At 73.1% G+C, this 26,594-nt stretch carries 20 protein-coding genes; 11 read left to right on the top strand and 9 right to left on the bottom strand.

Annotated features, from left to right (window positions below; all coding sequences use genetic code 11):
* Positions 1 to 36: 36 nt before the first annotated feature.
* Together add and WME76_RS43080 are read right to left on the bottom strand one after the other, a co-directional pair.
* Positions 37 to 1,212: an adenosine deaminase gene (gene add, locus WME76_RS43085; protein ID WP_437957969.1), complete on the bottom strand. Its 1,176-nt coding sequence runs from the start codon at positions 1,210 to 1,212 to the stop codon at positions 37 to 39.
* Between the two features lie 69 nt (positions 1,213 to 1,281).
* Positions 1,282 to 2,664, bottom strand: a complete 1,383-nt coding sequence (locus WME76_RS43080) for a vitamin K epoxide reductase family protein (protein WP_437957968.1) — start codon at positions 2,662 to 2,664, stop codon at positions 1,282 to 1,284.
* Positions 2,665 to 2,755: 91 nt separating this feature from the next.
* Here WME76_RS43080 and rnr point away from each other — a divergent pair, with 91 nt between their 5' ends.
* The 9 genes from rnr (at position 2,756) to WME76_RS43035 (ending at position 12,222) form a co-directional block, all read left to right on the top strand.
* Entirely contained in the window at positions 2,756 to 5,146 is a 2,391-nt protein-coding gene (gene rnr, locus WME76_RS43075) for a ribonuclease R (protein ID WP_437957967.1), read from the top strand.
* 366 nt (positions 5,147 to 5,512) lie between these two features.
* Positions 5,513 to 5,995, top strand: coding sequence for an MSMEG_0572/Sll0783 family nitrogen starvation response protein (locus WME76_RS43070; RefSeq protein WP_437599621.1), 483 nt, complete (start codon positions 5,513 to 5,515; stop codon positions 5,993 to 5,995).
* Positions 5,996 to 6,009: 14 nt separating this feature from the next.
* Positions 6,010 to 7,047 carry a Nit6803 family nitrilase gene (locus WME76_RS43065; RefSeq protein WP_437957966.1) on the top strand — a complete coding sequence of 346 codons (1,038 nt, stop codon included), beginning with the start codon at positions 6,010 to 6,012 and terminating at the stop codon, positions 7,045 to 7,047.
* Positions 6,992 to 8,317 (top strand): MSMEG_0568 family radical SAM protein, encoded by a 1,326-nt coding sequence (locus WME76_RS43060; protein ID WP_437957965.1) that lies wholly within the window; start codon positions 6,992 to 6,994, stop codon positions 8,315 to 8,317. The genes WME76_RS43065 and WME76_RS43060 overlap by 56 nt, the downstream gene beginning before the upstream one ends.
* Positions 8,259 to 8,702 carry an MSMEG_0567/Sll0786 family nitrogen starvation N-acetyltransferase gene (locus WME76_RS43055; protein WP_437957964.1) on the top strand — a complete coding sequence of 148 codons (444 nt, stop codon included), beginning with the start codon at positions 8,259 to 8,261 and terminating at the stop codon, positions 8,700 to 8,702. The genes WME76_RS43060 and WME76_RS43055 overlap by 59 nt, the downstream gene beginning before the upstream one ends.
* Positions 8,702 to 9,700 (top strand): sll0787 family AIR synthase-like protein, encoded by a 999-nt coding sequence (locus tag WME76_RS43050; protein ID WP_437957963.1) that lies wholly within the window; start codon positions 8,702 to 8,704, stop codon positions 9,698 to 9,700. Before WME76_RS43055 ends, WME76_RS43050 begins: the two co-directional genes overlap by 1 nt.
* A complete protein-coding gene (locus WME76_RS43045; RefSeq protein ID WP_437957962.1) occupies positions 9,697 to 10,989 on the top strand; it encodes an MSMEG_0565 family glycosyltransferase in 1,293 nt (430 codons plus the stop codon). The genes WME76_RS43050 and WME76_RS43045 overlap by 4 nt, the downstream gene beginning before the upstream one ends.
* An 8-nt stretch (positions 10,990 to 10,997) precedes the next feature.
* The gene (locus WME76_RS43040) at positions 10,998 to 11,285 is read left to right on the top strand and encodes an MSMEG_0570 family nitrogen starvation response protein (protein WP_061615634.1); all 288 of its coding nucleotides are present in this window, start codon (positions 10,998 to 11,000) and stop codon (positions 11,283 to 11,285) included.
* A gap of 25 nt (positions 11,286 to 11,310) precedes the next feature.
* Positions 11,311 to 12,222: a methylenetetrahydrofolate reductase gene (locus WME76_RS43035; RefSeq protein ID WP_437957961.1), complete on the top strand. Its 912-nt coding sequence runs from the start codon at positions 11,311 to 11,313 to the stop codon at positions 12,220 to 12,222.
* 75 nt (positions 12,223 to 12,297) lie between these two features.
* On the opposite strand, the gene WME76_RS43030 is transcribed toward WME76_RS43035, so the two are convergent.
* From WME76_RS43030 to WME76_RS43010, 5 genes are all read right to left on the bottom strand, one after another.
* Positions 12,298 to 13,461, bottom strand: a complete 1,164-nt coding sequence (locus WME76_RS43030) for a flavin reductase (RefSeq protein WP_437957960.1) — start codon at positions 13,459 to 13,461, stop codon at positions 12,298 to 12,300.
* A gap of 176 nt (positions 13,462 to 13,637) precedes the next feature.
* Positions 13,638 to 14,006 (bottom strand): cupin domain-containing protein, encoded by a 369-nt coding sequence (locus WME76_RS43025; RefSeq protein WP_061605529.1) that lies wholly within the window; start codon positions 14,004 to 14,006, stop codon positions 13,638 to 13,640.
* Between the two features lie 14 nt (positions 14,007 to 14,020).
* Positions 14,021 to 14,470, bottom strand: a complete 450-nt coding sequence (locus tag WME76_RS43020; RefSeq protein ID WP_437957959.1) for a 1,2-dihydroxy-3-keto-5-methylthiopentene dioxygenase — start codon at positions 14,468 to 14,470, stop codon at positions 14,021 to 14,023.
* A gap of 70 nt (positions 14,471 to 14,540) precedes the next feature.
* Entirely contained in the window at positions 14,541 to 15,533 is a 993-nt protein-coding gene (locus WME76_RS43015) for an FHA domain-containing protein (RefSeq protein WP_437957958.1), read from the bottom strand.
* A gap of 34 nt (positions 15,534 to 15,567) precedes the next feature.
* Positions 15,568 to 17,550 (bottom strand): methyl-accepting chemotaxis protein, encoded by a 1,983-nt coding sequence (locus WME76_RS43010; RefSeq protein WP_437957957.1) that lies wholly within the window; start codon positions 17,548 to 17,550, stop codon positions 15,568 to 15,570.
* Positions 17,551 to 17,941: 391 nt separating this feature from the next.
* Between WME76_RS43010 and WME76_RS43005 the strand changes: the two genes are divergently transcribed.
* Positions 17,942 to 19,699 (top strand): sensor histidine kinase, encoded by a 1,758-nt coding sequence (locus WME76_RS43005; protein WP_437957956.1) that lies wholly within the window; start codon positions 17,942 to 17,944, stop codon positions 19,697 to 19,699.
* Positions 19,700 to 19,784: 85 nt separating this feature from the next.
* Here WME76_RS43005 and WME76_RS43000 read toward each other — a convergent pair whose 3' ends face one another.
* Positions 19,785 to 23,669, bottom strand: a complete 3,885-nt coding sequence (locus tag WME76_RS43000) for a DUF4215 domain-containing protein (RefSeq protein ID WP_437962226.1) — start codon at positions 23,667 to 23,669, stop codon at positions 19,785 to 19,787.
* A 443-nt stretch (positions 23,670 to 24,112) separates the two neighbouring features.
* On the opposite strand from WME76_RS43000, the gene WME76_RS42995 reads away from it, so the two are divergent.
* Positions 24,113 to 25,597 carry a Do family serine endopeptidase gene (locus WME76_RS42995; RefSeq protein WP_437957955.1) on the top strand — a complete coding sequence of 495 codons (1,485 nt, stop codon included), beginning with the start codon at positions 24,113 to 24,115 and terminating at the stop codon, positions 25,595 to 25,597.
* A gap of 52 nt (positions 25,598 to 25,649) precedes the next feature.
* On the opposite strand, the gene WME76_RS42990 is transcribed toward WME76_RS42995, so the two are convergent.
* Positions 25,650 to 26,561, bottom strand: coding sequence for a phosphatase PAP2 family protein (locus WME76_RS42990; protein WP_437957954.1), 912 nt, complete (start codon positions 26,559 to 26,561; stop codon positions 25,650 to 25,652).
* Positions 26,562 to 26,594 lie beyond the last annotated feature (33 nt).

The following is a 26,594-nucleotide window of genomic DNA, read 5'->3' as shown; positions in this document are numbered from 1 at the left end:
CCTGGTCTCCGACCAGCGCGTCAGCGCGTCAGCGCGTCAGTTGGCGGCCTCCTCGACCGACGCCGGGGTCCTGCCGTCCTTCCCGTCCCTCGGGGCGAGCTCGAGGACCTCGTGGCCAGGGGCCGCGGGGGGCGGGGCGGGGCGGATCGTGCCGTCGGCGGAGAAGCGCTCGAGCTCCTCGGTCACGCGGCGGAGGTACGCCTGCTTGATGTGGAACGGCAGGAAGGCGCTCTTGAAGCCGGCCACGATGGTCGACTTGATCTCCTTCAGGCCGAATCCCATCTTCGTGTGGCAGTGCCAGAGCTCGTGCGACACCGTCGTGTCGGTGACGAGCCGGTTGTCGGTGTTGACCGTCACCCGCAGGCCGAGGCTCTGGTAGAGCTTGAGCGGGTGCGACGCGAGATCGCGCACGGCGCCGGTCTGCACGTTCGATGACGGGCAGCACTCGAGCGGGATGCGGTGATCGTTGATGTAGTGGAGCAGGCCGCCGTCCTCGCGCAGGCGACAGCCGTGGCCGATCCGGTGCGCGCCGCACACGTGGAGCGCCTGGGCGATCGACTCGGGGCCGTACGCCTCGCCGGCGTGGATGGTGCAGTTGATGTTGTTCTGCCGCACGAGCTGGAAGGCAGCCTTGTGGTGCTTCGCCGGGTGGTCGTACTCGGCGCCGGCGAGGTCGAACCCGACGACGCCGCGGCTCTTGTAGGCCACCGCGAGCTCCGCCATCTCCAGCGACGACTCGGGCGAGATGTTGCGGATGCCGCAGACGATGACGTTGCTCTCGATGCCCAGCGCGTCGCGCGCCGCCCTGAGCCCCGAGAGCACCGCCTCGACGACGCTCGTGAGGCGCAGCCCGAGGCGGGTGTGCAGCATCGGCGAGTAGCGGACCTCCATGTACCGGACGTTCTCGCGCGCGGCGTCCTCCGCGAGCTCGTAGGCGACGCGGTAGAGCGCCTCCTCCGTCTGCAGGACGCGCAGCGTGATGTCGAACGCCTTGAGGTACTCGACGAGCGAGCCGCAGTTCTGCCCCAGGTTCATCACCTTGCGCAGCTCGCTCGGCTCGTAGGTCGGGAGCTCGACGCGGTGGCTGCGGGCGAGCTCGATGATCGTCTCGAGGCGCAGCGAGCCGTCGAGGTGGACGTGCAGGTCGGTCTTGGGAAGCTGGCGGAAGAACTCCAGGGGGAGCTTGCCAGCTAGCTCGGGATGATCAGTCATGAGCTATTCTGTCATCCGCTGACCAGCCGCGAAAGGCAGCGGCGGGCGCGATGTGGCTCACGGCCGCCCCTACGAGGACGGCGCGGACGACGAGGGCGGCGAGGCGGATGACGGAGACGCGCCGCCGCCGTCGTCCACGGCGCCGCCGCGCGAGCGATCCCGGCCGCCCACGAGCACGGCGGCCGCGGCCACGCCGAAGAGGGCGACGAACAGCCACGGGAGCGGCAAGCTCAAGGGATCGCCGGCGACCTCGCGCCGCAGCCCATCGCGGATGCGCTCGGGGTTGTACCCGACCACGAGCCGCCGCCCGACGTAGGTCAACGGGAGCCCGCGCGCCTCCATCCGCCCATAGAGCGCGACGTCGGCGTCGATGGCGGCCTGCGTCGACGGCGCGGCGAGGCACGCCTCGAGCTCCGTGGCCGAGAGCCCGAGCGGCGCGAGGACCGACGCGACGCGCCCTCCGGTGAGCCTGCCGGGGTGCGCGCTGTAGAGCAGCGCCGCGGCCTGCTCGCGCCTGTCCTCGGGGGTGCAGACATAGGCCTTCGCCGCGGGGAGCGCGCCGGGGTGGCTCGGGAGCGGCATCATCTTGCGCACGTGGCGCACGCGGTCGCCGTGGGCCTCCTCGATCTTGCTCAGCTCGGGGTGCAGCTTGCGGCAGAACGGGCACTCGAAGTCGGTGAAGGCGACGATGGTGACCTTGCCCGGCTCCTGCATCGCCGCGATCTCCGGCGGGAGCGGCGGGATCACCGGGTGGCTGCCCCAGAGGAACGGCAGGCCGATCGCGGCCACCGACGCCGCGCCCCACACCGTCGTGGTCGGCAGGCCCCCCTGGGCGGCGCGCTCGAAGGCCGCGCGCGGCATGCGCCACGCCTGCCACGCGACGAGGGCCGCCGTGACCGCCGCGGTGAGCGCCGCGAGGTCGACCGCGATGCACCACGCGCAGAACGCGCCGATCGCGAACGCCTGCAGCCCGAGGAGCACCGTGGCGCCGAGGCCGCCGAGCGCCGAGGCGGCCGCGATGGCGACGTGGTGCCAGCGCTCGCGCGCGAGCAGCGACGCGGCGATGAGCGTCGTGTAGGCGGCGAGGCCGAGGTTCGGCAGCGGGACGCCGAAGAGCCGGCTGTACGGCGACACCCGGACGGCGAAGCAGCCCGAGCCGACGCCGCAGAACGCCGGGTCGCCCGCGTTCTGGTACTCGACCACGAGCGCCGCGCTCGCGGTGATCGCGACGAAGAGCGCGAGCCGGAAGAGCGTGACGAAGAACCGGGCGCGCCCGGCCCGCCTGTCTCCGGCCGAAGGCGCAGCCGCCTCGGGGCCCGCCCGAGGAGCGTCCGATGCTCCTCGCCCAGCCTGTCTGTCGCTGGACGGACGCACCGCGAAGAGGTTGCCCCTCGCGGCGAGGGCGACGAGGAAGATCAGCGCGAGGAGCAGGGCGATCGAGTTCAGCAGCATCGGTCGTGGCGGCTCGAGTGGCGTGGGCTCGAGGCATACCGGACCCGGGCGGAGACAGCCAGCGAGAGGAGACTCGTGCTAGTCGAGTTTCATGCGTTCTTCATCTCGCGGAGATTCTCCGACGACCAGCCTCGGCGCGCGCCGCCGGGAGGCCGTGGTCGGCCTGCTGTCCTCCTTCAAGCGCGCCCTGCACGCGAACGAGATCGCGGAGCGCCTCGGCCTCGAGCCGAGCCGCTACGCGAAGCTGCAGCGGCTGCTCGAGGAGCTGTCGACGGAGGGCAGCATCGTCGCGCTCCCCGGCCAGCGGTTCCGCATGAGCGCCCAGCAGGTCGAGGCGCGCGGCGCCGAGCGCGAGGGGACGCTCACGGTGCACCCGCGCGGCTTCGGCTTCGTGTCGCTCGGCGGGGCGGCCGAGGACGTCTACATCTCGCCCGAGGCGATGGGCGGCGCGCTCCACGGCGACACCGTCGCGGTGCGCATCGCGGCGCGCTCGCGGCGCGGCGTGGAGGGGGAGGTCGTCCGCGTCATCAAGCGGCGCCACGCGCGCGTGGCCGGCGTGCTGCGGCGCCGCGGCAAGAGCGCGTGGCTCGAGCCGGACGACGGGCGCGTCCGGGGGCCCATCGTGATCGTGCCGCGCGAGAAGGGCGGGCCGCTCGCGCCGGCCGACGCCGAGGACGGCGCCGCGGCGGTCGTGTCGATCTCCCGCTTCCCGGACTTGCCGGAGGAGAACCCGGAGGGCGTGCTCGAGGCCGTGCTCGGCACGCCCGGCGATCCGAACGTGGAGGTCGCCAAGATCCTGATGCGCGAGGGGATCGAGGAGGAGCACGCGCCGGAGGCGATCGCCGAGGCCGAGGCGTTCGGGGGCGAGGTGCCGGCCGAGGCGCTCGAGGGGCGCACCGACCTCACCCACCTGCCCATGCCCACGATCGATCCGGAGGACGCGCGCGACCACGACGACGCGGTCTGGGTGATCCGCGAGGACGACGGCTCGTACCGCGCCTGGATCGCGATCGCCGACGTGTCGCACTACGTGCGGCCGGGCAGCGCGCTCGACCAGGCGGCGCTCGCGCGCGGCAACTCGATCTACCTGCCCGACAGGGCGATCCCGATGCTGCCGCGGGCGCTGTCGTCGAACCTCTGCTCGCTCCTGCCGGGGGTGATCCGGCTCTGCCTGTGCGTGGAGGTCGAGCTCGACGCGGCGGCGACGGTGCGGCGCGCCCGCGTCATCGAGGGGTACATCCGCTCGGCGGCGAAGCTCACCTACCCCGGCGTGGCGCGCGCGCTCGGCTTCACCGCCGAGCCGCCGCGCAGCCCCGAGGCCGAGGCGTACAGGAACGACCTCCAGGTGATGTGGGATCTCGCGCGGCTGCTCCGCGGCAAGCGGATGCGGCGGGGCGCGCTCGACCTGGACCTGCCCGAGGCGAAGGTGGTGCTCGATCCGGAGACGGGCGCGCCCGTCGACGTGCAGAAGCGCAGCCACGACCCGGGCGTGGCGAAGGCCTACCAGCTCATCGAGGAGCTGATGCTCCTCGCGAACGAGACCTGCGCGCAGTTCGTCGTCGACCAGAGCATCCCGACCGTGTTCCGGTACCACGCGCCGCCGGACCAGGCGAAGCTCGAGCGCTTCGCGACGATGTGCGGAGAGCTCGGGCTCGCGTTCGATCCCGAGGACGCGGCCGACCCGAAGAAGCTGTCGGTGTTCCTGAAGAAGCTCGACGCGCACCCGCAGAAGCAGGTGCTGCACATGCTCCTGCTCCGCGCGATGAAGCAGGCGGTGTACGACGTCGCCAACGTGGGCCACTTCGGCCTCGCCTCGAGCGCGTACCTGCACTTCACCTCGCCCATCCGGCGGTACCCGGACATCACCGCGCACCGGGCGATCCGCGCGGTGCTGCGCGGCGAGCGCGTCGACCGCAGCGAGGCGGCCATCGAGCGGCTGCGCGAGGCGGCGATCACGGCGTCCGAGCGCGAGCGCAAGGCGATGGAGGTGGAGCGCGAGGTGGTCGATCTGCACCGCGCGCTCCTCATGCGCTCGCGGCTCGGGGACATCTTCGAGGGGACCGTGACGGGCCTCGTGGGCACGGGCGTCTACGTCAACGTCGAGGATCCGTTCGTCGACGTGCTCGTCCGCATGGAGTCGCTCGGCCCGGATCAGTACGAGATCGACGACGAGGGGCTGCGCGTCATCGGCCGCCGGTCGGGGGACCGCATCGCGATCGGCGACACGACGCTCGTGCAGATCGAGGACGTGGCCATCCTGCGGCGCACCATCTATGGCCGGCGGCTCGCGGGCTCAGACGCGTCGGATGAGCCCAAGCCGCGCCGGCAGCGGCGCGACGCGGCGGACGCACGGGGCAAACGTCGTGTCAAGAGCAGCAAGAGCACCGTGACGGCCAAGGGCGCCAAGGGCGCCAAGGCGAGCAAGGGCGGCAAGGCCAGCAAGGGCGGCAAGAGCACCAAGGTGCGAAAGAAGCAGCGGTAACCGCCGTCGCCGCGACGACGGCGCGCCCCGGCGCGCGATCCGCTTGCCCGCAGTTGCCGCTCGGACACCCGAGCGCGCGCCCTCCCGGGCCACACTCCCTCTCGCCAGACGCGCGAAACATCTCGGAATCATCGAGGAATCACCCTCGAATGACCGAGGACATAACCTCGAAACGATCGACGCGAGTCGCGCCGATTGGCGCTCGACCTCGGCGCGGCCTGCGCGCGGCGCGCGTCGGCGCGAGATCCGCAATCGCACCTTCTCCGCAACGGACTCCAGATCAAAAAAAGGAGCGCACCTGCATTTTTGTTGCGCTCAGAAAATCGCTATGGTCTCAACTGATTCATTCTAGGAGAGAGGTAGCCAATGCCGAAGCCGACGTATCCCGCCTACAACGCTGGTGACTTCCTGGTCGATTACGAGGAGAAGGTCTTCGAAGACGTCAAGGCGAAGCCAGGAGAGAAGGCGCTGGTCACCTTTCACACGGTGGCCTTCGAGGGTTCGATCGGCCTCGTCAACGTGCTGACGGCGATCCGCCTCCAGCGTAAGGGGTTTGAGACATCGATCCTGCTCTACGGGCCGGGCGTCACGCTCGGGCTGCAGCGCGGCTTTCCGAAGCTCGGCAGCGAGGCGTTCTCCGGGCACCTCGCGGTCAACCAGCAGATCGGCCGGTTCATGGAGGAGGGCGGCAAGGTGTACGCGTGCCGGTTCGCGCTGCAGGCGCTCTACGGCCACGGCGAGCACGCGCTGATCCCCGGTATCAAGCCCATCAGCCCGCTCGACGTGCTCGATATCCAGCTCATCCACCGCCGGGACAACGCGTTCGTGGTCCACTCCTGGACGCTCTGAACCGGGCACCGGCGATGGACACGACGCGCAGAGTCAGGGCGGCCGCGGTGCAGGCCAGTCCCGTCCTCGGCAGCAGGGACGGGACGACCGAGCGCGTCGTCGCCGCGATCGCCAGGGCCGCGAAGGAGGGCGCCGAGCTCTGCGTCTTCCCCGAGGCGTTCGTCCCGTATTACCCGTACTTCTCCTTCGTGCTCCCGCCGCCCGCCATGGGCAAGGAGCACATGCGCCTTTACGACGAGGCGGTCACCGTCCCCGGCCCGGTGACGCAGGCCGTGGCGGCCGCCGCGCGCGCGCACGGGGTGGTCGTGGTGCTCGGCGTGAACGAGCGCGATCACGGGACGCTGTACAATGCGCAGCTCGTCTTCGACAAGGACGGCACCCTCGCGCTCCATCGGCGCAAGCTCACGCCGACCTACCACGAGCGGATGATCTGGGGGCAGGGCGACGGCTCGGGGCTCAGGACCGTGGACACCGCGGTCGGGAGGATCGGGGCGCTCGCCTGCTGGGAGCACTACAACCCGCTCGCGCGGTTCGCGCTCATCGCGCAGCACGAGCAGATCCATTGCAGCCAGTTCCCCGGCTCGCTGGTCGGGTCGATCTTCGCCGAGCAGATGGAGGTGACGATCCGGCACCACGCGCTGGAGTCGGGCTGCTTCGTGGTGAACGCCACGGCCTTCCTGACGCCGGAGCAGGTGCGGGAGGTCGCGCCGAGCGAGCAGATGCAGGGCGTGCTGCGCGGCGGGTGCATGACGGCCATCGTGACGCCGGAGGGCATGCACGCGTGCCCGCCGGTGACCGACGGCGAGGGGATGGCCGTCGCGGATCTCGACTTCGCCCTGATCACGAAGCGAAAGCGGATGATGGACGCCGCCGGGCACTACGCCCGGCCCGACGTGCTGCGGCTCTGGATGGACACGGCGCCGCGCGCCATCACGCTCGGCGCGCTCGGCGCGAGCAGCCCCAAGGCCTCTTCCCTCGATCCTGCGGCGGTGGACCATGGATACCCAGACGCTGATCACCGAGCTCCAGTCGTTCGGCCTGAGGCTGGCTGAAGCCCCCGAGGGCGCCCCGGACGCGGGCGCCGCGCCGGACGCGGAGGCCGGCGAGGGCCGCCGCGCGGCGTGGACCTCGCGCCGCGGCGGGGCGGGGCCGACACAGCACGTGGCGGCGACGCTCGGCGGCGCCACGGTGATGATCCCGATCCACACCGACAAGGCCGCGGCGTCGCCGTTCGTGGCGCGGATCGGGCGCGACGGGGCCGGCACCGTGGCGCGGGACGGCGAGGAGCTCGCGCCGATCGCCCTCGTGAAGGCGCCGCGGTTCTACGCCCTCTCGACGCGGGACGGGATCCCCTACCCCAAGATCGCGCTCCTGCACGGCGCGGACGTCCTCGCGTCGACGGTGCTCCAGACGTGCGTCCGGTACGCGGAGCGCGAGAAGGCCTGCGCCTTCTGCGCGATCGGGCAGTCGCTCGCGGCGGGGCGCACCACCGCGAAGAAGACGCCGGAGCAGCTCGGCGAGGTCGCCGAGGCGGCGGCGCGGCTCGACGGGGTGCGGCACGTGACGCTGACCACCGGCACGCCGCGATCGGCCGATCGCGGGGCGGCGCACCTCGCCGACTGCGCGCGCGGCATCAAGGCGCGCGTCGACCTGCCGGTGCAGGCGCAGTGCGAGCCGCCCGACGATCTCGCCTGGTTCGAGCGGATGCGCGCGGCCGGCGTCGACAGCCTGGGCATGCACCTCGAGGCGGTCGAGGACGAGGTGCGCGCCGCCGCGATGCCGGGCAAGGCCGAGGTGAGCGTGGCCCGGTACTTCGAGGCGTTCGAGGCGGCCGTGCGCGTGTTCGGGCGCGGCCAGGTGTCGACCTACCTCATCGCGGGGCTCGGCGACTCGCTGGCATCGCTAGTCGACGCGAGCGAGCGGCTCATCGCGATGGGGGTCTATCCGTTCGTCGTCCCGCTCGTGCCGATCCCGGGGACGCCCTCGGCCGACCGCGCGCCGCCGTCGGGGGACTTCATGCGAGCGATCTACACGCGCATCGGCCCGCTGCTCGCGCGGGCGGGGATGCGCTCGACCGACGTGAAGGCGGGCTGCGCCCGCTGCGGCGCCTGCTCGGGGCTCTCGGGCTTCGAGGCGGCAGGAGAGGCCGCGGCGCCGCCGGGACCCGGCGCGGCATGGACATCCACCTCGGGGAGCTTCGATGACGCCACCGTACAGCTTCGAGCTCGTGCAGAGCAGGGAGACCTATCTCGCGTACCTCCGCTTGCGCCAGGCCATCTTCTGCGACGAGCAAGGGCTGTTCAAGGCCACGGACGAGGATGAGTGGGACGCCGCCGCGCTCCCCATCGTCGCCGTGCAGCCCGGGGCGCGCGAGGGCGAGGAGGTCGTCGGCACGGTGCGCATCTACGAGGCGGAGCCCGGCCTGTGGTACGGCGGCCGGCTCGGCGTCGCGCGCGGCCACCGCAAGCAGGGCCTGGTCGGCCGCGGGCTCGTCCACAAGGCGGTCACCACGGCGCACGGCTGGGGGTGCCAGCGGTTCCTCGCGCTCGTCCAGGTGGCCAACGTCCCGTTCTTCGAGGGCATCCACTGGCGCTCCCTCGAGGAGCGGTCCTACCGCGATCACCCGCACCACCTGATGCAGGCCGACCTCGAGAGCTACCCGCCGGGCGACGAGCCTCGCCCGCCGCCCGGGCAGAGGTTCCGCTGATGCTCGCCGGCCTCGCGGCCCAGCTCCGCGGCGCGCTCGGCATCCTCGCGAAGCGGGACGTGCAGATCCCGGCGCGGTTCCTGGCCGGCGCGGGCGTCGCGGCCGGCGCGGACGCCGCGGCCGACCGGCGCGTGGCGCTCGGCGACGACTGCGCGGCCATCCCGGACGGGGACGGCTACCTGCTCCTCGCCGCCGAGGGGATCTGGCCGGCGTTCCTCGAAGGGGACCCGCGGTTCGCGGGCTACAGCGCCGTCATGGTCAACATCAGCGACATCCACGCGATGGGCGGCCGGCCCATCGCGGTCGTCGATGTCGTCTGGGGGACCTCGGCCGGCGCGCTGGAGCCCGTCTGGGAGGGCATGATCGCGGCGTCGCGCGCGTACGGCGTGCCGATCGTTGGAGGGCATACGAGCGCGCGCAGCCCCTACAACGCCCTCGCCGTCGCGATCGCCGGGCGGGCGCGGCGGCTCATCACGAGCTTCGCGGCGCGCCCGGGCGACGTGCTCGTCGCGGCGATCGACCTGCGCGGCCAGATGCACGCGGAGCACCCGTTCTGGGACGCGTCGACCGGCGTGGATCCGGCGCGGCTCCGCGGCGACCTCGAGGTCCTGCCCGCCCTCGCCGAGGCGGGCCTGTGCGACGCGGGCAAGGACATCAGCATGGGCGGCGTCGTCGGGACGCTGCTCATGCTCCTGGAGACGTCCGGCGCCGGCGCGGTGCTCGACGTCGAGGCCGTCCCGAGGCCGAGCGGGGTGCGCGATCTGTCGATCGCGCGCTGGCTGCTCGCGTTCCCGAGCTACGGCTTCCTGCTCAGCGTGCGGCCCGAGGCCGCCGGCGAGGTGCTGTCGGCGTTCGCGCGGCGGGGGATCGCGAGCGCGGCGGTCGGCTCGGTCGACGGCTCGCGGCGGCTCACGCTGGAGGCCGCCGGCGAGCGGGAGACGCTCTGGGACCTCGCCGCGGAGCCGCTCACCGGGTTCGCGACGGAGGGGGCCCGATGAGCCGCGCCGCCTTCCCAGGCGCCACGGGCGCCCCCGGCAGCGCGACGAGCGCCGGCGCGCGTACGCCCGATGACGCGCCGCTCTCTGTCGCGCTCCTCACCTACTCGACCAAGCCGCGCGGCGGCGTCGTGCACACGGTGGAGCTCGCGGAGGCGCTCCACGACCTCGGCGTGGAGGTCTGCATCTACGCGCTCAACAAGGACCAGGGCGGCTTCTACCGCGCGCCGCGCTGCCCCCACGTCCTCGTGCCCGCCGCCCCCGCGCCGGCGGGGATCGACGCGGTCGTGGAGCAGCGCATCGCGGAGCTCACGATCGGGCTGCGCCGCCTCGGGGCGCGGCACGACATCTGGCACGCCCAGGACTGCATCAGCGCGAACGCGCTCGCGGCGCTGCGCGCCGAGGGGCGCATCCCCCACTTCCTCCGGACGGTCCACCACCTCGACGACTACGACAGCCCGTACCTGCGCGCCTGCCAGGAGCGCTCCGTGCGCGAGGCGGACGCGTGCCTCGCCGTCAGCGAGGCGTGGCGGAGGGTGCTCCGGGCCGATCTCGGCGTCGACGCGGCGATCGTCCCGAACGGGGTGAGCCTGCGGCGCTACGGGCCGGCGCCGGACGGCCACGAGGCGGCGCTGCGGGCGCGGCTCGGCGCCACGGGGTCGCCGCTCTACGTGACCGTGGGCGGCGTCGAGCCGCGCAAGAACTCGATCGGCCTGCTCAGGGCGTTCCTCGAGGTGCGGCGGCGGCTGCCCGGAGCCCAGCTCGTGATCGCGGGCGGAGAGACGCTGTTCGACTACGCGCCCTACCAGCGCGAGTTCGAGGCGATCGCCCGGGAGAACGGCGTGTGGCCCGCGGGCGCGTCGACGTCGCCATCGCCGGAGCGCGCGCCGCCGCCGCCGGAGCGCGCGCCGCCGCCGCCGCTCGTGCTGGCGGGCGTGCTCCCGGACGCGCTGATCCCGGCGCTCTACCGCCTCGCCGACGCGTTCGTGTTCCCGTCGGTCCGCGAGGGGTTCGGGCTCGTCCTGCTCGAGGCGATGGCGTCGGGCGCGCCGGTGGTCAGCTCTGCGCAACCTCCGTTCACCGAGTTCCTCGAGGACGGCAAGAGCGCGCTGCTCGTCGACCCCTCGAGGACAGACGATCTCGCCCGGGCGATGGAGGCTATCCTGGACGGAGGCGTGAGGCGGCGCCTGCGCGCCGCGGCCCTGGAGACCGCGGCGAGGTACACGTGGGAGCGCTCGGCCCGCATCGCGGCCGGCGTCTACCGAGAGTTCCTGGGAAACCGCCGGAGCTAGAGACACCCATGCCGGAGATGCGCTTCGTGGTCGAGTGGCCGAGCGGCGAGCAGCAGGTCTGTTACTCCCCGTCGCTCGTCGTGAAGGACCACATCGAGGTCGGCGAGAGCTACGACATCGACGACTTCGTGTCGCGCTGCCGGAAGGCGCTCGACATCGCGAGCGAGCGGGTCCTCAAGAAATACGGGTTTCCCTGCAGCCTGGCGCGGGCGGAGGCGGCGCGCATCGCGAGCGCGGCGGCGCGGTTCCGCGGCCAGAGCGGGGTCAAGGTCCGGGTCGTCAGGTTCGTCGAGTGATGGCGAGTGATGGAAGGAGCAGCACATGGTGACGAAATCGAAGATGGAGCGCCTCCTGAGCGAGCGCCGGTTCCTCGTGTCCGCCGAGCTGACGCCCCCGCGTCATCACGATCTCGAAAAACTGCTGAAACACGCCAGAAACATGGCGGACCACGTCGACGTGGTGCAGATCAACGATCACCTGCTCTCCCAGGCGCGCTGCGCCAACATGGCAGTCGGCCACCTCGTGAAGCAGGAGGGGCTCGAGCCGGTGCTCCAGTTCTCGCTCCGCCACAAGAACAAGATCGCCCTCCAGGGCGACCTGCTCGGGATGGCGGCGCTCGGGCTGTCGAACATCATCGTGCTGGGGGGCTATCCGTGCGCTATCGGCTCGGACCCCGACGCGAAGGAGGTGAGCGACGTCGACAGCATGAGGGCGATCGAGCTGACCCGCCGGATGACGCGCGAGGGGAAGCTGTTCAACGGAGACGTGATGTCGCCGGCGCCCTACTTCCACGTCGGGACCATCGATTTCCCGTGCGGCGAGCAGGCGATCGCCGGGGCCATGGACCGGCTCATCGCGAAGATCGACGCGGGCGCGAGCTTCATCCAGGTGCAGGCGGTGTTCGAGCTCGCGTCGATGCGCCGCTGGATGGCGGCCGTGGTCGAGCGCGGGCTCCACGAGCGCGCGCACTTCATCGCGGCGATCTTCCCGTTCGCCGGCGTGGATCGGCTGAGCTTCCTGCAGAAGGTGCCGGGGCTCGTGGTGCCCGATCACCTGATCGAGCGGGTCCGCCAGAGCGGCGACGCCGAGGGGGAGAGCTACCGGATCACGCTGGAGCTCATCCGGGGGCTCCGCGACATCCCGGGGCTGGCGGGCATCCACATGCGCTCCATCGGCGCGGAGGACTGGGTGCCCCGGCTGGTCGAGGAGGCGGGGCTGCGGCAGGCGGCGTGAGCGCGGCGCGGGCGCGGCGTGAGCGGCCGTGAGCCGCCGCCCGGCACGGGCCGTGAGCCGCCGCCCGGCACGGGCTCACGGCCTGTGGGCGACCCAGAGCAGCGCGAGGCCGTTCATCCGGCGCTCGCGGCGGTCGACCTGGAAGCCCGCGCCGCCCATATCGGCGGTGAGCCGGTCCTCGGTGTGGCGGTAGGTGACCTCCGCCGCGTCGGCCCAGGCGAGCATCGCGTGGGCCGTGGGCGGGTTGTACCGGTGGCCGCGCAGGTAGGCGGCCATGGCGATGCGGTTCATCACGGGCGCCGGCTCGAGGATCGCCAGGCGGCCGCCCGGACGGAGCACGCGCGCCGCCTCGGCCAGCACCGCGCCCGGCTCGGGCACGTGCAGCAGCAGGTTCGACGAGGTCACCACGTCGAACGAGGCGTCCGGGAACGGGAGCCGCGTCGCGAGCGCCTCCCGGAACGTCACGTTGTCCAAGCCGAGCGCCTTCGCCCGCTGCGCGGCGCGCTCCACCATCGCCGCCGCCGCGTCGATCCCGACCGCCTCGTGGCACCGGCGCCCCATCTCGCGCGTCAGCCGGCCCGTGCCGCAGCCGAGATCGAGGCAGCGGTCCTCCACGCCCGGATCGACGAGGGTGACGAGCTCGTCGATGAGCGTCGCATAAGGGCCCTCCGCCTGCATGCGATCGAAGAAATCGACCAGCTCGTGAAACGGGGTCGCCTGCTCCTTCGCGGCATAGCGGTCGCGCCAGCGCCAGGCGTCGTCGAGCGCCTGGTACGTACCCCGGTAATACAGGAGCGGCGCGCCCGCCTCGCCCCGGCCCGACGCGAGCACGCGGCCGACATAGACGATGTGATCGCCGCCGTCGTACGCGTGCTCGACCTTGCAATCGATGAAGGCCAGCACGTCCTTGAGGATCGGGCTGCCGGACTCGGCCACATGCGCCTCGGTGAGGATCGCCTGCCGATCGAGGTCCGTCCCCTTGCCGGCGAACAGGTCCGAGATGTCCCGCTGCTGATCCCGCAGGACGTTCACCGCGAAGACGCCCGACGCCTCGATCGCCGCGCTCGTGCGCGACCGCCTGTCCGCGCAGAACAGCACGAGCGGCGGATCGAGCGAGACGGCGCTGAACGAGTTCACCGTCATCGCCAGCGGCGCGCCGTCCTGCACCGTGGTCACGAGCGTGACCCCGGTCGCGAACTGGCCCAGCACCTTCCGGAACTCCGCGGGATCGAAGAGCATGGGACATAGTACGCGCTCGGCGCGCGCCGCGGATCCACGATCTGCGCCGCGCTCGCGCGCGCACCGCGCCGCGCCGCGCGAACTCCGGGTGAGCCGCGCGCTGCATCGGCGCGCGCTGCGCCGCCGCTCGCTCGCGCCGCGCCCCCGCGCTCGCTCGCGCCCGCGCGGCGCGCAGCTCACCCGGCGTCGCGCCGCGCGAGATCCGGCGCGAACGCCGGTATGCAGAGGGCGAAGTACTCGCTCTCCTCGTCGAACGGATTGCTGTAGCGGACGCGCTGCTCGGGCTCCGTCCAGATGGCCTGACCGGCAGAGAGGTCGACCGTCTCGCCCGCGATCTCGACCCGCATGCGGCCGCGGATCATCAGCGTCAGCTCGCCGAACGAGGGCGTCTGCGCGGGCTCGCTCCACCCGGGCGGGGCCACCATGTGCGCGAGGCTGAACCCGTCCGTGCCGGTGTTCACGCGGCCGAAGAGCTCCTCGATCAGCTTGCCGCCCGGGACAGGGATCCGGGTCGCGGACGTGACGAGACGGTAAGGACGATCCATGGGGGGACCTCGAGTCAGAACGCGCGGGTCCGGTCGTCGGACACGCGGTAGAGCTGCATGAGCAGGTGGCGGCCGCCGTACGGCTGCACGTAGCGGAGCGCGCTGGACTTGCTCGCCACGAAGCGGTGATAGCGCTTCGCCGGCACGACAACGAGATCGCCCGCGCCGACCCAGATGCGCAGCCACTCTTCGTTCAGGCAGCGGATGTCATAGAGCCCCTGCCCCTCGAGGAAGAACCGCACCTCGTCGCCGAGGTGGCAGTGCTCATCGGCGTCTCTCGCGCTATCGGCCTCGTCTCGAGGCCTGCTGAGGTCGCGACGCACATCCTCGTGCTCCGCCCATCCGCGCTCCGCCTGGAGGCGCTGCACCGCCGGCGCCGCTGCGCCCGGGTCGAACGTCTCGCACCGGATCCCTTCCGCCTGAAGCTCCGCCTCGGTGTACTCGATCTCGTCTTCAGCTCTCATTCGGATCGCACGCATGCGCACCCTCCGGGCCTGCGCTCTTCGAACTCTGCGCGCGCGCGACGTCAAGACGCTAACCGCGTCCAAGCAGCCACATCAGACCTGCAATGCTGAGAGCCAGCACACCGAGCGCGAGCAAGGCAATGAGCGCCTCCGTGAAGCCCCACCCGCCGCCCTGCGGCGCGACCTGACGCGACGACACCGGAGGTCGCGACAGCGGCGACAACGTGCTCGTGGAAGCGGGCGAAGGCGTCGGTGTGGAAGGCGCCGGCGGAGGCTCGGGCGAAGGAGGCTCGAACACCGCGTCTGGACGGAGCGGCTCGCACGGACTGCGCTCGATCTCCGCGAGCGCCTCCGCGGTCGGGTGCTCGCACATCAGGCGATCACCGGAGAGCGCGAGCACCTGTCCAGGACGCCAGATGGTATCGAACTGAGGCACCGGGGCGCCGTCCAGCAAAGCCCCAGTGCGGGATCCGAGGTCCTGAACTGAGAATTGATCGCCCCTGCGCGTAATGGCCAGATGGCGACGCGAGATGTCCGGGTCGTCGAGGACAAGGTCGGTGTCCTTGGCGCGACCGAGGATGTAAGGACGCCCCGACTCCTCGATGCGCAGCGCGCGGCCGCGGTCCGGGCCGTCGACGACGACGACGCGCGGCGCGGGGTCCTCGCCCTGCGCGGCCAGGCCGCGCGCGACGAGCTCGAGGGCGAGCTCCTTGGCGGCGGCGGCGGGGGCGGCCCTGGCGACCGCCGGCTCGATGCGGAGCGCGAGCCAGACGCGGCCGACGCGGATGCGGTCGCCGCTGCGCAGCGGCATCGCCGTGCGCGGGGCGATGCGCGTCTTGCCGAGGTAGGTGCCGTTGTCGCTGCCCTCGTCGAGGAGCAGGTAGGTCGCGCCGCGCTGCCGGATCGACGCGTGCCGGTGGCTCACGCTGGTGTCGGGGAGGCGGACCTCGCAGCCGTCCGCGCGGCCGATGATGATGCGGGGGGCGTCCAGCGTCAGGGAGAGCTCGCCGCCGTCCTCCTTGCCCGCTTCGGCCGGCGCGAGCACCACGATCGTCAGCGCCATCGTTGCTGCCTCTGCGCGGAAGGGCGGCGTTCGGTCAAATGGCCGCCGTGCGACGCATCCGCTCGGCGGCGCTGACGAGCTGCCGCACCGCCTGGTCCTGCTGGCGCGCCGCCTCCTCGATGCGCTTGCCCGCCTCGACGAGCTGCTCGCCGCCGCGCGTCTGGCTGCGGTGCGAGGCGTTGAGGCTGTGCACCATGTTCGAGATCTGCTCGATCGCGCTCGTGATCTGGCGCCCGCCGCGCGCCTGCTCCTGGCTCGACCGCTCCACGTGCTGCGTGATCGTCCGCATCTTCTCCGCGCTCTTCATGATGAGCTCCGAGCCCCGCGCCTGCTCGGCCGTGGCGGCGGCGATCTGCTGCACCGTCTCGGCGATGCGACCGATCGCGTCCGTGACCTGCTTCGACCCCTTGGCCTGCTCGACCGTGGCGCGGGCGATGGCGCGCACCATGTTCGTCGACTTCTGCGAGCTCTCCAGGATCTTCTTCAGGGCGCGCTCGGCCTCGTTCGACACCTCGACGCCGCGGTCGACGTTGTGGGCGCCGCGCTCGACGGCGGCGATCGCGTTCTTCGACTCGGACTGGATCGTCTTGATGAGCTCCGCGATCTCCTTCGTGCTGCCGCCGGCGCGCTCGGCGAGGTCCTTGATCTCGTCGGCGACGACGGCGAAGCCCTTGCCGTGCTCGCCCGCCTGGGCGGCGATGATCGCGGCGTTCAGCGCGAGCAGGTTCGTCTGCTCGGCGACGTCGTCGATGACGGCCAGGATCTGCCCGATCGCCTCGATGCGGAAGCCGAGGTTCGAGATGACCGCCACGGCCTCCTGGCTCGACTCCTTGATGCGGTAGATCTCGCCGATCGTCTTCAGGATGGCCTCGGCGCCCTTCTCGGCGTCGGTCGCCACCTCCTCGGAGAGCCGCGCCGTCTCGTTCGCGTTCGACTGGACCTGGTCGATCGAGACGTCCATCTGGTTCATCGAGGAGCTCGTCTCCTCGGCCGTCAGCGCCAGGGCGTCGACGTTCTTCGCGACCTCGCGGATGGAGTAGGCCATCTCCTCGATCGACGAGACCGTCTCGCGCACGCTCGACCCGAGCTCGCCGACGTTCTCGGCGACCTCCTCGTTCGTGGCCGTCATCTCGAGGATGCTCGAGCTCGACTCCTCGGCGCTCGACGCGAGCGACTCGACCGACTGCGCGATGTTCGCGAGCGCGGTGATCATGTCGCGGATGTAGACGATCGCCTGCTCGCTCGCGTGCATGACGCTGCTCACGCCGTCGCTCAGCTTGGGCAGGAGCTCGTCGAGGAGCATGGTGGCCTGGGCGAGCTCCGTCCGGCGCTGCTTGTCGCGCAGCTCGGCCTGGGAGATCCGCTCCGCGATGCCGGTGAGCTCGGTGTAGAGCCGCGAGAGCTCCGCCGGGGCGCCGGGCGGGACGCGCACCCGCTCGCCGGTCATGGCGCGGAGCACGGCGTCGACGAGCGCGTCGACGTCGATGTCGGGGCCGCGCTGCGCGAGGTCGTTCACCTTGCGGGTGAGCGCCGCGCAGTCCCGCTCGAGCGTGTCGCGCTCCTTCAGGAGCCCGTCGCGCTCGCGGCTCAGGTTGTCCCGCTCCTTCTCCAGGGCGTCGCGCTGCCGCTCGACGCCGTCGCGGTCACGGCTCAGGCCGTCCCGCTCGCGGGCGAGCTTGTCGCGCTCCTCGGCGAGCGCGTGGCGCTCCTCCGCGAGCTCGGCCTGGCGGCCGGCGATCTCGGCGATCTGCTCGTAGGTCTCGGCGAGGTCGGCGGGGGCGCCCTCGGGGAGCTTGGGCCGCTTGCCGCGCGCGGCCGCGCGGAGCGCGTCGCGCAGGCCCCCGAGGGGGACGCCGCCCTTGGCCGAGAAGCTCGCGTACAGCACCGCCCCCATCGCGGAGACGCCGAACAACATGAAGAGCTGGCCCGTGTACTCCGCCAGCCACTTCGACGCGAAACTCAACCCGAGGCCGACGAACAGGAGGATTCCAGCGATGGAGAGCTGCTTGGAGTTCATTTCGTGCGTTCCAGCGCGGCCCCGCGACGCGCGCGTTGGCCAGCGCGCGCCCGGCGACCTCGAAGGACGACCGAGCGTAAGAGGCGAGTGCCCCCCGGTGCAAGGAGAGCGCGAGGCAGAAACGCCGCGGGCAGCCGGCAGCGACGGCGCGCTCCTGGGCAGAGGCGCAGGGGCGGCTGGGGAGAGCGCGACGAACTTGGACGAGCTAGGCCCGATCGCGTATTCACGGAGGATGAGGCGGAGAAGGTCCGCGCCCCGGGGGGCTCGGCACAGGCGAAGTTTCCTCTAGTATCGTCACGCACCGCCGCCTCGGACCGCGGCGGCCGCCCGGCCGTCCTGGCGGCCGGGCGGCCAGGCGGCGGTACGGCCGCGCGGCCAAGACGGACCCCCCATGCCCCTCGCCGCTCGCCTCCTGCTCGCCTTCGGGCTCGTCGCCATCATCGCGACGGCGTTCGTCGGGGTGACCCTCCGCGAGGCGTCGCGGGAGGTCATCGAGAGCGGCTTCGCCGACCGGATCGACGCGGCGCACGCGGGCGTGCGGCAGCAGCTCGCGTGGGAGGCCGACGCCCTGCGCGATCTGCTGCCGCCGCTCTGCCGGCACGACACGTTCGTGGACAAGGCCCACGTCGAGCTCGAGCGGGCCAAGGGCGACCCGGACGCCATGGATCCGGGGAGCCGCATCGCGATCGGCCGGCAGGTCCCGAGCCAGGCCAAGGCGCTGCGGCTCGACGAGCTCTCGCTCGTGGCGGGGAACGGGGCCGTCCTCGGGGCCGAGGACGGCGCGCGCATCGGCGCCCGCGACCGGCGGCTCGCGGAGCTGATCAAGGCGCCCGGGGGCGCGCCGCGGCTCCGGCCGGCCAGGGCGGGCGGCGAGCCGTCGCTGGAGGTGCACTGCGCGCTGACGGACCACGGGGTGACGCTCGGCCTCGTGGGCGCGCGGCGGATCGGCCCGGTGCTCGCGCGCATCGGCGAGGCGTACGACGTGCGGCTCACGGCGGCGCGCGAGGGGCAGCCGGCGCCCCGGAGCGGCGAGGCCGAGGTGGTGCGCGTCCTGCACTTCCCGGAGATCCCGGGGCTCGACGTTGTCGCGTCGGTGTCGCGCGATCCGCTGCGGCAGGCGCTCGGGCGGCTCGACCGGTCGATCGCCCTGACCGGCGCGACGGTGCTGGCGATCGCCCTCGCGATCGCCGTGGTGCTGGCGCGCAGCCTGTCGCGGCCGCTCGTGGCGCTGGCCCGCGAGACGCGCGAGGTGATGAGCGGCGCGCCGCGGCGGGTGGAGGGGCGCGGGGGGCGGGAGATCGCGGATCTCGCGGCGGCGTTCAACGCGACCATCGACGAGCTCGCGGCGATGCGCAAGCGCCTGGCGGCGACCGAGCGCATCGCGGCGCGGCGCGAGGTGGCGCGCCAGATCGCCCACGAGATCAAGAACCCGCTCGCGCCGATCCGGGCGGCGGTGGAGACCCTGCGCCGGCTGCGGCAGCGGGACGACCCGGCGTTCGACGACTACTTCGAGGAGGCGACGTCGACGGTGCTGGACGAGGTGCACCGGATCGCGAACATCGTGACCGAGTTCACCCGGTTCGCGCGCCTGCCGCCGCCGAGCCTGGAGCCCGTCGATCTGATCGCGATCGCGCGCGGGGTGGTCACGCTGCACGCCGCGCCGGCGTCGGCCGAGCCGACCGCCGGCGGGACCGGCGGGGCGGCGGCGCCGCGCGTGGAGCTCGTGGCCGATCCGATCCCGAGGGTGTCCGCCGACCGGGACCAGATCATCCAGGTGCTCACGAACCTGGTCCAGAACGGGCTCGACGCGGCGGCCGCCGTCCGGCGCGACCCGCGCGTCTCGGTGACGATCGGCCCGCTGCCGAGCGACCGCGTGCGCATCGTGGTGCGCGACAACGGGCCCGGCGTGGCGGAGGAGATGGTGCCGCGGCTGTTCGAGCCGTACGCGACCAGCAAGGAGACGGGGACGGGGCTCGGGCTCGCGATCGCGCAGCGGATCGTGTTCGAGCACGGCGGGGAGATCAGCTACCGCAAGGCCCAGAAGGGGGGCGCGGTCTTCGAGATCTGGCTGCCGGTCGCGGGGCCTCCCCTCCTGGAGAAGCCGCTCGGGGACACCACGGTGCGGCCGAGGGGGCCGGAGGCGCCGTGAGCCGGGGCGCGCGCCGGGCGACGCGCGCCTCCGTTCAACCGCTCGCCTGACGGCGGCCGGGGTTCGGGGCGGAGCCCCGAGGGGACTAGAGCGGCTGGTTGTCGTACTCGCAGGCCGAGCTGCAGCCGTCGCCGCTCGCGTTGTTCCCGTCGTCGCACTCCTCGTAGACGCTCTGCCGCTCGCCGTCGCCGCAGTACGGCCCGTACACGCAGCCGGGCGCGCACTTGCCGTAGCCGCCGGTGTTGTTGCCGTCGTCGCACTGCTCGCGGCCGTTGACGACGCCGTCGCCGCAGCGCGGCCCGTAGAGGCACCTCGGTCCGCACTCGCCGTAGCCGCCGTCGTTCACGCCGTCGTCGCACTGCTCGCCGAGGTTCGCCTGCACCACCGCGTCGCCGCACTGGGCGCCGAGGCGGCAGTTGTCGCTACAGCCGGTCGCCGCGTTCGGGGGGTCGCACTGCTCGCCCCACGCCTCGTCGACGCGGCTGTCGCCGCACCGGGCGGCCGGCGTGCAGTCCGGGAAGCAGCTCCCGTAGAAGCCGTCGTTCACGCCGTCGTCGCAGGTCTCGGCGCCGTTCCTGAGGCCGTCGCCGCAGTACGGCCCGTACGAGCAGCGCTCATCGCAGCCGTTGTACGCGCCGGTGTTGCTGCCCTCGCCGAGATCGCACGCCTCCTCGTCGGGCTGCACCACGCCGTCGCCGCAGCGCGGCCCGTACAGGCACAGCGGGGCGCACTCGCCGTAGCCGCCGTCGTTGCGGCCGTCGTCGCACTCCTCGCCGTAGCTCGCCTGCACCACCGAGTCGCCGCAGTGGGCCCCGACTTGGCAGCCGACGCAGCCCGGGTCGGCCGGGTCGTCGCACGCCTCGCCCCACTCCGCGTCGACGCGGCCGTCGCCGCACCGCGGGGCGCGCGTGCAGTTCGGGTTGCACGTGCCGTACAGGCCGTCGTTGCGGCCGTCGTCGCACTGCTCGGGGCCGTTCACCACGCCGTCGCCGCACGACGGCCCGATCTCGCACGACGTCGTGCAGCCGCCGTAGCCGGCCGCCGTGTTGCCGGCGCCGAGATCGCACGCCTCGTACGGGGCGTTGACCGCGCCGTCGCCGCAGCGGGGCGGGGCCACGCACCCCGGCGCGCAGGCGCCGGACGCGTTCGCGTACGTGCTGTTGTTGACGCCGTTGTCGCACGCCTCGGGGCCGTTCCGGACGCCGTCGCCGCAGTAGGGACCGAGCTGGCAGTTGTTGCACTCGCCGTAGCCCGTCCCGTTCTCCCGGCCGTCGTCGCACTCCTCGCCCGGCGTCACGACCGGCGGGTCGACCCCGCACTGCGGCGCGCAGACCGACCTGCCGGCGGTGAAGCCCGCCAGCGTGAGCTGGTAGTTCGACCCGGTGACGTGGCGCTCGGCCTGGAACACCACGATCTCGTAGACCCGGCCCGCCTCGAGGTTGAGGTCGACGGTCCTCGCGGCGTGGCGCGTGCAGGCCGCGTTGTCGCAGGCGTTCACGCGGGCGTCGCCGTTGTCCAGGATGGTGACGCTCTCCTCGGCCTGCCCGTGGATGCCGCCGATGTCCGCGGTCAGCGTGTTCTTGATGAACACCCAGACGTCGTCGTCACCGTAGAAGGTGAGCACCGGGTTGTTGGAAGCGACGGAGTCCGGGGTGAACTGGAACCAGTACCGGACCTCGCTCGTGAAGTAGAAGTTGTGCCCGTCGTCCTGCGCCCTCTCCAGCCCGGCGGTGACGAGGTTGTCGAGCGCGGGGTCGGCGCCGGGCGGGTCGCGGTCCACCGGCCAGAACGGGTTCCGCTCGTAAACGAACGTGCCGGCGCCCTCCTCGACCATGTTGATGGTCGTGACGAGCGTCCTGTTGAAGTCCGGGTTGTCCCGGTACCACCACTGGAAGTTCTGCTGCCCCGAGGTCCAGCCGTTGTCGGCGGTCGGCGTGAAGAAGCCGGCGCCGTGCGCGTTCACGGGCTTGCCGTCCGCGTCGAGCGTCGCCAGGACGGTGCCGTCGATCTGCCCGCCGGACGTGGGCGTGATCTCGAAATCGAAGTGGCCGATGAGGCGGTCGGACAGGTTGGCGTCGCACGCGGAGTTGCTCGAGCCGCGGCTGTACGTCGTCGGGCACCAGCCGATGAAGTCGCGGATGACCATCGGCAGCCGCATCGCGCTGGGCGCCACGGAGCATGCGTAGCCCGGCTCGACCCTGCACGTGGCGGAGCAGCCGTCGCCGCTCACGTTGTTGCCGTCGTCGCACGCCTCCGTCGCGTCGCCGGGCAGGAGGATGCCGTCGCCGCACGCCGAGGAGCACGCGCCGCCGACGCACGACGGCTCGCGCTTGCAGTCCGGCGTGCAGCCGTCGTTCCAGCTCGCGTTGCCGTCGTCGCAGACCTCGGTCCCCTCGCGCCTGCCGTCGCCGCAGACCGAGGTGCCCCGGCAGTCCTGAGGCGCGCTGTTGTTGCAGACCCGGCCCGGCTCGATCTTGCAGGTCGCGTCGCAGCCGTCGCCCCCGGTCGTGTCGCCGTCGTCGCACTGCTCGGCGCCGAGCCGGATCCCGTCGCCGCAGACCGTCTTGCAGCGGAACCCGACGCGCGAGCAGTCCCACCCCGGCTCGATGGTCCGGCAGTCGGCGCTGCAGCCGTCGCCGCTCGCCGGCGGGCGCACGCCGTCGTCGCACACCTCGTCGCCGCCGATCACCCCGTCGCCGCAGACGGGCGGCGCGGGCGGCGTGCAGGCGCCGCCGGCCCGCGGGCACGTCCAGCCGAGCTCGATCCGGCACTGCGCGGTGCAGCCGTCGCCGCCCTCGGGCGACGTCCCGCCGCCGTCGTCGCACTGCTCGCCGGCCTGCACGGCGCCGTCGCCGCAGAACGTCCGCCGCGTGCAGGCCTGGCCGGGCCTGCACACCCAGCCCTCCTCGAGCCGGCAGTCCGCGGTGCAGCCGTCGCCGGACGCCGGCGGATCATCGCCGTCGTCGCACTGCTCGGCGCCGTTCACGCGGCCGTCGCCGCACCTGTACAGCAGGATGCACGGCTCGCCCGGCTCGGGGCACACGTACGCCGGGTCGCGCACCCGGCAGTCGGCGCTGCAGCCGTCGCCGTCCGCGCTGTTGCCGTCGTCGCAGAGCTCCCCCGGCTGCACCTCGCCGTCGCCGCACTCGATCAGCCGCACGCACGGCGAACCGGGGGTCGGGCAGGCGTAGTAGGGCTCTTGCCGGCACAGACTCGAGCAGCCGTCGCCGCTCGTCGTGTTGCCGTCGTCGCACCCCTCGCCGGCCTCCTTGAGGCCGTTGCCGCAGACCGGCAGCCGGGCGCACGGCTGGCCGGGCCGGCTGCACTGATACCCCGGCTCGCGCTTGCACTCGGCGTCGCAGCCGTCGCCGGACGCGGGCGGGTCGTCGCCGTCGTCGCACTCCTCCGAGCCGTTCACGCGGCCGTCGCCGCAGTCGTAGAGCAGGACGCACGGCTCGCCCGGCCTCGGGCACACGTACGACGGGTCGACGTAGTAGCAATCGGCGCTGCAGCCGTCGCCATCTTCGTTGTTGCCGTCGTCGCAGAACTCGCCGGGATGGAGGATGCCGTCGCCGCACGCGATGGTGAGCGCGCAGGGCTGGCCGGGCGTCGTGCACTCCCAGTACGGCTCGACCTGGCAGAGGCCGGAGCAGCCGTCGCCTGGGAGCGTGTTGCCGTCGTCGCAGGCCTCGCTCTCCTGGTTGCGCGCGCCGTCGCCGCACGCGGGATCCGGAGGCAGGTAACACTCGGGGGGCGGCTCATCGACGTCGCACGGGTCCGGCTCGCCGGCGCCGCTGCCGCCGAGCCCGGGGCCGCTGCCGACCGTGAACTCCGGCTCACCGCCGGCCCCTCCGGAGCCGGGTCCGCCCGCGCCGCTGCCGGAGCTCGCCCCGCCCCCGCCGCCGGTCCCGCCGCTCGGCGTCTCGACGCCCCCGCCGCAGGCGACGGCCGCCTGGAGCAATCCCACCATCAAGGCCAGATAAGAGGTTCTCAAAGCCACGGCCCACCTCGATGACGCGCGTTGCGCTGTTCGCAGGCAAACGGCGTCACTGTGCACTGTATCGTGAAGAAACGTCGCGCCTCCAGACGGAATTTGCTTTCCTGGGCACAATCCCCGGCGCCCGGCGCGGGCGAAGCCGCGCTCGCGCCACAGCGCTGCGGGCCGCCGGGAGGGCCCGAGACAAAACGCCCCGGCGGCGAGGTGGGAGGCGCGGTGATCCCCTGTCGTCTCGTGGAGAGAAGAGGCGGAGAGCGGCGACCGTGGAGCGACGTGGAGCGAGGGGGCGAACAACGCCGCTCCGGGGGGCGCCGGCCGGCTCATCCGTGCTGTGGGACGAGGCCGGACGCGGCGCCCGGGGCACGGGACATGAATGGCGCGCCGGCATGCACGTACGCTGGGCTCTCCCTCTCGCCGTGATCGTCGCGCTTCCGCTCGGTTGCCTGGACCGGAGGGAGCATGGCTCCCGGGGCGAGCAGATCGCCGAGGCCGCTCCGCCGCCCGCGCCGGGGCCGCTCGACGTGCCGCCCTCCGCCCGGGAGGCGTTGTCGCTCCAGGCGGGCTTCGCGCCGATCGTGTCGCGCGTGAGCGCCGCGGTCGTGAACGTCTCCTCGGTGCGGTTCGTGCGGCCGCCGACGCCGGAGCGCGTCCCGTTCTTCTCGGACCCGCTCTTCCGCGAGTTCTTCGGGCCGCGGCAGGACGACGGGAGCGACGGGAGCGACGGGCAGCCGCTGCCGGGCCCGCGCGTCCAGCGCGAGCAGAGCGTCGGCTCGGGCGTGATCGTGTCGCGCGAGGGCCACGTGATCACGAACGCGCACGTGGTGCAGGACGCCAGTCAGGTCCGCGTCGCGCTGCCGGGCAGGCCCGAGATGAAGGCGCAGGTCGTGGGCGTGGACGCGCGGACCGACGTCGCGGTGCTCAAGCTCGAGGGGGGCGAGTTCGCGTTCACCCCGTTCGGCGACTCGGGCGCGGCGCGCGTGGGCGACTTCGCGCTCGCGATCGGCAACCCGTTCGGCATCGGCCAGACCGTCACCCAGGGGATCATCAGCGCGGTCGGCCGCGGCAACATGGGGATCGTCGACTACGAGGACTTCCTCCAGACCGACGCGGCCATCAACCCCGGCAACTCCGGCGGCGCGCTGGTCAACATGGCGGGGGAGCTCATCGGGATCAACACGGCCATCCTCGCGCGCGGCGCGCAGGGCAACCAGGGGATCGGGTTCGCCGTGCCGTCGAAGCTCGCCCGCGCGGTGATGGAGCAGATCCTGGAGCACGGCCGCGTGATCCGCGGCGCGCTCGGCGTCGCGATCCAGGACGTCACGCCCGCGCTCGCCGAGGCGCTCGGGCTCCCTCCGGACACGCGCGGCGCGGTCGTCAGCGACGTGTCCGCGGGGAGCGCCGCCGAGAAGGCGGGGCTCCGGCGCGGCGACGTTGTCGTCGCCCTGCGCGGCGAGCACCTGACCGACGGCCGCGACCTGCGGATGCGGATCGCCGAGGCGAAGCCGGGCGCCAAGATCGAGCTGCGCGTGCTCCGCGACGGGCGGAGCGTGGAGCTCACCGCGACGCTCGACGAGCTGCCGGAGCCGAAGCCGGAGGAGCCGGTGCAGGCGCCGGCGTCGACCGGCGCGCTGGGGGTCGAGGTCGCCGCGCTCTCGGACGACCTGCGGCGGCGGTTCGGGATCCCGGACGACGTGAAGGGCGCGCTCGTGGTGGGGCTCGGCCCCGGCAGCCCGGCGGCGAGGGCGGGGCTCGGCCCGGGGGACGTCCTCCTCGAGGCGAACCGCAAGCCGGTGGCGAGCCCGGAGCAGCTCAAGCAGGAGGTCGACGCGACCGGCGCCCGGCCGGTGCTGCTGCTGGCGTGGCGGGGCGGGCAGACTCGGTTCGTGCTCGTGGAGCGGTGAGGCCCGCGGCGCGGTGGGCCGCGGCCGCGCGCGTTGCGGCCGCGCGCGCCGTTCAGGCCGGGATCGGCTGGTTGGCCCTGCCGGGCCTGCGCCGCGCGACCTCGATCCCCGAGATGCAGACGGCCAGCCACATGCTCCCGGCCGCGAACCCCGCGAGCACGTCGCTCAGGTAGTGCACGCCGAGGTACATGCGGCTGAAGCCCATCGCCACGGTCCAGCTCATCGCGAGCGCGAGGACGGCGAGGCGGACGCGGAGCGTCCGGACGAAGAGGAGCCCGAGGTACGAGAGCATCCCGAAGGTCACGAACGTGCCCATCGAGTGCCCGCTCGGGAAGCTCCACCCGGCGGCGAGCGCGAGCGGCTCGTCGAACGTCGGCCGCGGCCGCGCGAACAGGGCCTTGAGCGCGTAGTTGAGGAGCCCGCCCCCGGCGAGCGCGATCAGCCACCCCACCGCGAGGACGCGCTCGCGCCGCCACAGGAGCGCCGCGGCCACGACGATCGCGACGACGGTGAGCGCCCAGCCGCTGCCGAGGTGGGTGAAGGCGCGGAGCGCCGCCACGCCGGCGCTGCTCGTCGCGCCGTGGAGCGCGCGCGCGAGCGCGCGGTCGACCTGCACGATCGACGCGCCCCCGCTCACCGCGTCCGCGAGCGCGACGAACACGAGCGCGGCCATGCTGAGCGCGAGGCCGAGGGCGAGGTGGATGACGAGGTACTCGGCCGCGGAGAGCTCGCGGAGCACCCGCGCGACCGAGGGGAACGTGGTCGACAGCCGCCGCGTGATCGGGTGCTCGGCCGCCGCGCGGTAGGCCCGGACGGCCCGCCCCCACAGCGCGCGCGCGTGGCGATCGGAGAGGCGGGCGACCACGACCAGCCCGAGGAGCACCCCGACCGTCCCGGCGAGGAGCAGCGCGAGCAGCAGGAACGGCCGCGCGCCGACCGCCGCGGCGAGCTCTTCGGCGCTCATGTCCAGCGCGTGCATCGCGCAGCTCTAGCACGC

This window comes from Sorangium sp. So ce119 (assembly GCF_051524405.1).
Taxonomy (GTDB): Bacteria; Myxococcota_A; Polyangia; order Polyangiales; family Polyangiaceae; genus Sorangium; species Sorangium cellulosum_G.
The sequence above is the reverse complement of the archived record's forward strand: the minus strand, read 5'-3'. Positions and strand labels throughout refer to the sequence as shown.